The organism is Dysosmobacter sp. (genome assembly GCF_034093755.1).
GTDB lineage: Bacteria > Bacillota > Clostridia > Oscillospirales > Oscillospiraceae > Oscillibacter.
Map to the genome: position 1 here is coordinate 1 of NZ_JAXEBZ010000066.1, position 3,522 is coordinate 3,522.

Genomic DNA, 3,522 nt, shown 5'->3' on the forward strand with positions numbered 1-3,522 from the left:
GGGCACCTTCTCCTCAAGGAGAAGGCTTGGGCGCTACCGCGCCAGTGGAACCAGCAAACTGCCGTCATAAGATAAACGATCATTTATCCGATGTACGCTCCTGCGGCTGAATGCTGCGATACGGGATATCAGAACGATGAAGTGCCGGGGCTGGTCTTCCGATGCCCCGGCACTTTTCTGTTCGTTATCCCTGCCCTGTGCTTACGCCAGGTAAATAGCCTTACATGCCAGCATGGTTTCGTAGCAGTCCAGCTTGGAGACCAGCTCCAGGGGGGCGTGCATACTCAGCACGGGCACACCGGCGTCTACGGTGACGATGTTCCGGTCTGCCATGTATGCGGCCACGGTGCCGCCGCCGCCCTGATCCACCTTGCCCAGGGTGGCGATCTGCCACAGGACCCTAGCGTTGTTCAGCGTGGTGCGGACGTGCCCCATGGCCTCGGCGGAGGCGTCGGAGGCGCCGCCCTTGCCCCGGGAGCCGGTGTACTTGCAGATGGAGATGCCGTAATTCAGCTGGGAGTTGTTCCGGCGGTCGCAGGTCTCGGGGAAGTTGGGGTCAAAGGCGTTGGATACGTCGGCGGACAGGCAGAAGGAAGCGGCGAAGCAGTCCTCCAGCTTCACCCCCTGGGCATCGCACAGACCGCCCATGAAATGCTCAAAGTAGTGGCTCTGCATGCCGGAGATGCCCACGGAGCCGATCTCCTCCTTGTCCGCCAGGATGCACACGGCGGTTTTGGCAGGCTGAGAAATGGTGAACAGGGCCTCCAGCTCCGCGTAGGCGCAGACCCGGTCGTCGTGGCCGTAGGAGCTGATGAGGCTCCGGTCCAGGCCCACCTCCCGGCAGCGGCCCGCGGGGACCACGGTCAGCTCGGCGGACTGGAAGTCGGCCTCCACAAGGCCGTATTTCTCGTTCAGCAGCTTCATGATGTTCAGCTTCACCAGATCCGCGCCCTCGCCCTCGATGGGCTCGGTGCCCAGGATCACGTTCAGCTGCTCACCGGCGATGACCTCGGCGGCGGTCTTGCGCATCTGGTCGGCGGCCAGGTGGATCAGCAGATCGGAGACCATCAGCACAGGGTCGCTGTCGTCCTCGCCGATGGTGATGGTGACCACGGTGCCGTCCTTGCGGTAGACCACGCCGTGAAGCGCCAGGGGCACGGTGGTCCACTGGTATTTCTTGATGCCGCCGTAGTAGTGGGTCTTGAAGTAGGCGATCTCGGCATCCTCGTACAGGGGATTGGGCTTGATGTCCAGCCGGGGGGAATCCACGTGGGCAGCGCAGATATTGGCGCCCTTGCTCAGGGGCTCGGTGCCGATGACCGCCAGAGCGATGGACTTATCCCGGTTGTTGTAGTAGATCTTGTCGCCGGGCTTGACCTCCATGCCGGAGACAAAGGGCTTGAAGCCCAGCTTTTCCGCCTCCCGGACGGCCCAGGCGGTGGCTTCCCGCTCTGTCTTGCAGGCGTCCATGAAGGCCATGTAGCGCTTGCTGTAGCCTTCCATTTCGGTGCGCTGCTCCGCTGTCAGGCTGGTGTAGCCGTTCGTGGGCTTCATCAGCAGGGATTCACGCAGTTCATCTGTCGTCATGATCTTTCTCTCCTTTACAGTTGAAAATGGCACAGGAAGGGCGGGAGAGGTCCCCCGCCCGGTTTATGACTCTATTATACCGGATTGCCGCAGAAAAGCAAGACATTTGTCCCGGAACCGGGCTTCCGTGCCGTCGTTTTCCAGCACGGCCCCGCAGCGCTGCCGGAACCAGTCCTGACTGTGCTGGGCGGCAATGCGGCTGCGGGCGTATTCCTCGGTGATGCCGTCCCGGGCCATGAGCCGCCGGACCCGGTCTTCCGTGGGGGCGGTGACGGCTACGGTCAGATCGCAAAGCTCTGCCAGCCCTCCCTCGAACAGGGCGATGGCATCAATGGCCGCAAGCTTCGGCCCCGCTTCTAGCCGGCGCAGGACCTCCCGCTTTACGGCGCCGTGGGTGATCCGGTTCAGATCCTCCAGCGCCTGTCCGTCGGAAAAGACCAGCGCGCCCAGCTTTTTGCGCTGCAGCACGCCGCCGGCGACCACACCGGGAAACCGGCCTTCAATGGCAGCCAGCAGCTCCCTGTCGGTGGCCAGCAGCTCATGGTAGATGGCGTCGCAGTCCAGAATCAGTCCGCCCTGCTGGCCGATGAGCTTCAGAAGGGTGGTCTTTCCGCAGCCGCTTCCGCCGGTGATGCCCAGGATCATACTTCTGCCTCCGCGTCCACGATGTGGAAGGCGGCGGCCTTTTTCAGCCGGTTCTGAACGGCGTAGGCCACGCCGCCACCCACGGGGCACCGGGCGTAGACCTGGTGGATGCTGGGATCATCCAGCTCCCGCAGGGCGGCGAAAAGTCCGGCGGACAGGGTGTTCACGTCCGCCTCCCGTCCGTAGGCCAGGGGGGAACAGCCTTCGTACAGGGGCAGCTCCTCCTGGAAGCACAGTACCCGGTCTCCGGGGACAAAGTGGCGGTGAATGTATGCGGCGGCCTTCTCCCGGCTGCCGGAGACGATGACCACCGGCTCGGCGGGGGCGTAGTGGCGGTATTTCATGCCGGGAGCCTTGACCACGGCATCCTTGTCGATCTGGGCGGTGACGGCCTTGTCCACTACCAGGTCCCCCAGAACGGCAACCAGCTGCTCCGGCGTGATGCCGCCGGGGCGCAGCAGCCGGGGCCGGTCCTCGGTCAGGTCCACAATGGTGGATTCCACACCCACCCGGCAGGGGCCTCCGTCCACCACGGCGGCGATCCGTCCGTCGTGATCGTGGAGCACATGCTCTGCCGTGGTGGTGGAGGGCTTCCCGGACAGGTTGGCGGAGGGAGCGGCAATGGGTACCCCGGACAGGCGGATGATCTCCCGGGTCACGGCGTTGTCCGGACAGCGGACGGCCACCGTATCCAGACCGGCGGTGGTGCGCCGGGGGACGCTGTCCCGGGCTGGCAGCACCATGGTCAGAGGGCCGGGCCAGTAAGTTCGGGCCAGGTCGTAGGCTTTTTGCGGAATATGGTGGCAGAACAGCTCGATCTGCTCCGGGCCGCAGATGTGCAGGATCAGAGGGTTGTCCTGGGGACGGCCCTTGGCTTCAAAAATCTTAGCCACGGCGGCTTCATCCAGACCATTGGCACCGAGACCGTAAACCGTCTCCGTGGGAATGGCCACCAGCTCTCCGCGCTTGATCAATTCCGCGGCAAGAGCAGGCGTTCCCGGCTCCCGGGCGGATAAGAGTAAAGTCTGCATAGGATCACCTCGGTCAGAAATTGAAAATGAAAATGAACACGCTGCTTCGCAGATTGAGAATTTCACAGGGACAATGACTATTGCGTAAATGATCGTTTAGCGTCTCCAAGGCCCCCTCTGACGAGGGGGCTGTCAGCGAAGCTGACTGGGGGAGAGAAAGCCTGAAAGCTTTCGCATTTCTGGTAAATATGGGAAAAGACGGAACATTTTCTCTCCCTCAGTCGCTTCGCGACAGCTCCCTCATCAGAGGGAGCCTTGT

Annotated in this window: 3 protein-coding genes; all 3 read right to left on the reverse strand. The window is 62.9% G+C overall.

Annotation, left to right across the window (positions count from 1 at the left end; all coding sequences use genetic code 11):
* Nucleotides 1–201 precede the first annotated feature (201 nt).
* The 3 genes from SOX55_RS08725 to SOX55_RS08735 all read right to left on the reverse strand — a co-directional run bounded on the left by SOX55_RS08725 (nt 202) and on the right by SOX55_RS08735 (nt 3,206).
* Nucleotides 202–1,587 carry an aminopeptidase gene (locus SOX55_RS08725; RefSeq protein WP_325287054.1) on the reverse strand — a complete coding sequence of 462 codons (1,386 nt, stop codon included), beginning with the start codon at nt 1,585–1,587 and terminating at the stop codon, nt 202–204.
* A gap of 63 nt (nt 1,588–1,650) precedes the next feature.
* Complete coding sequence (gene coaE / locus SOX55_RS08730; RefSeq protein ID WP_325287055.1) at nt 1,651–2,232, reverse strand: dephospho-CoA kinase; 582 nt, start codon at nt 2,230–2,232, stop codon at nt 1,651–1,653.
* Nucleotides 2,229–3,206 carry an L-threonylcarbamoyladenylate synthase gene (locus SOX55_RS08735; protein ID WP_325287056.1) on the reverse strand — a complete coding sequence of 326 codons (978 nt, stop codon included), beginning with the start codon at nt 3,204–3,206 and terminating at the stop codon, nt 2,229–2,231. Before SOX55_RS08735 ends, coaE begins: the two co-directional genes overlap by 4 nt.
* Nucleotides 3,207–3,522 lie beyond the last annotated feature (316 nt).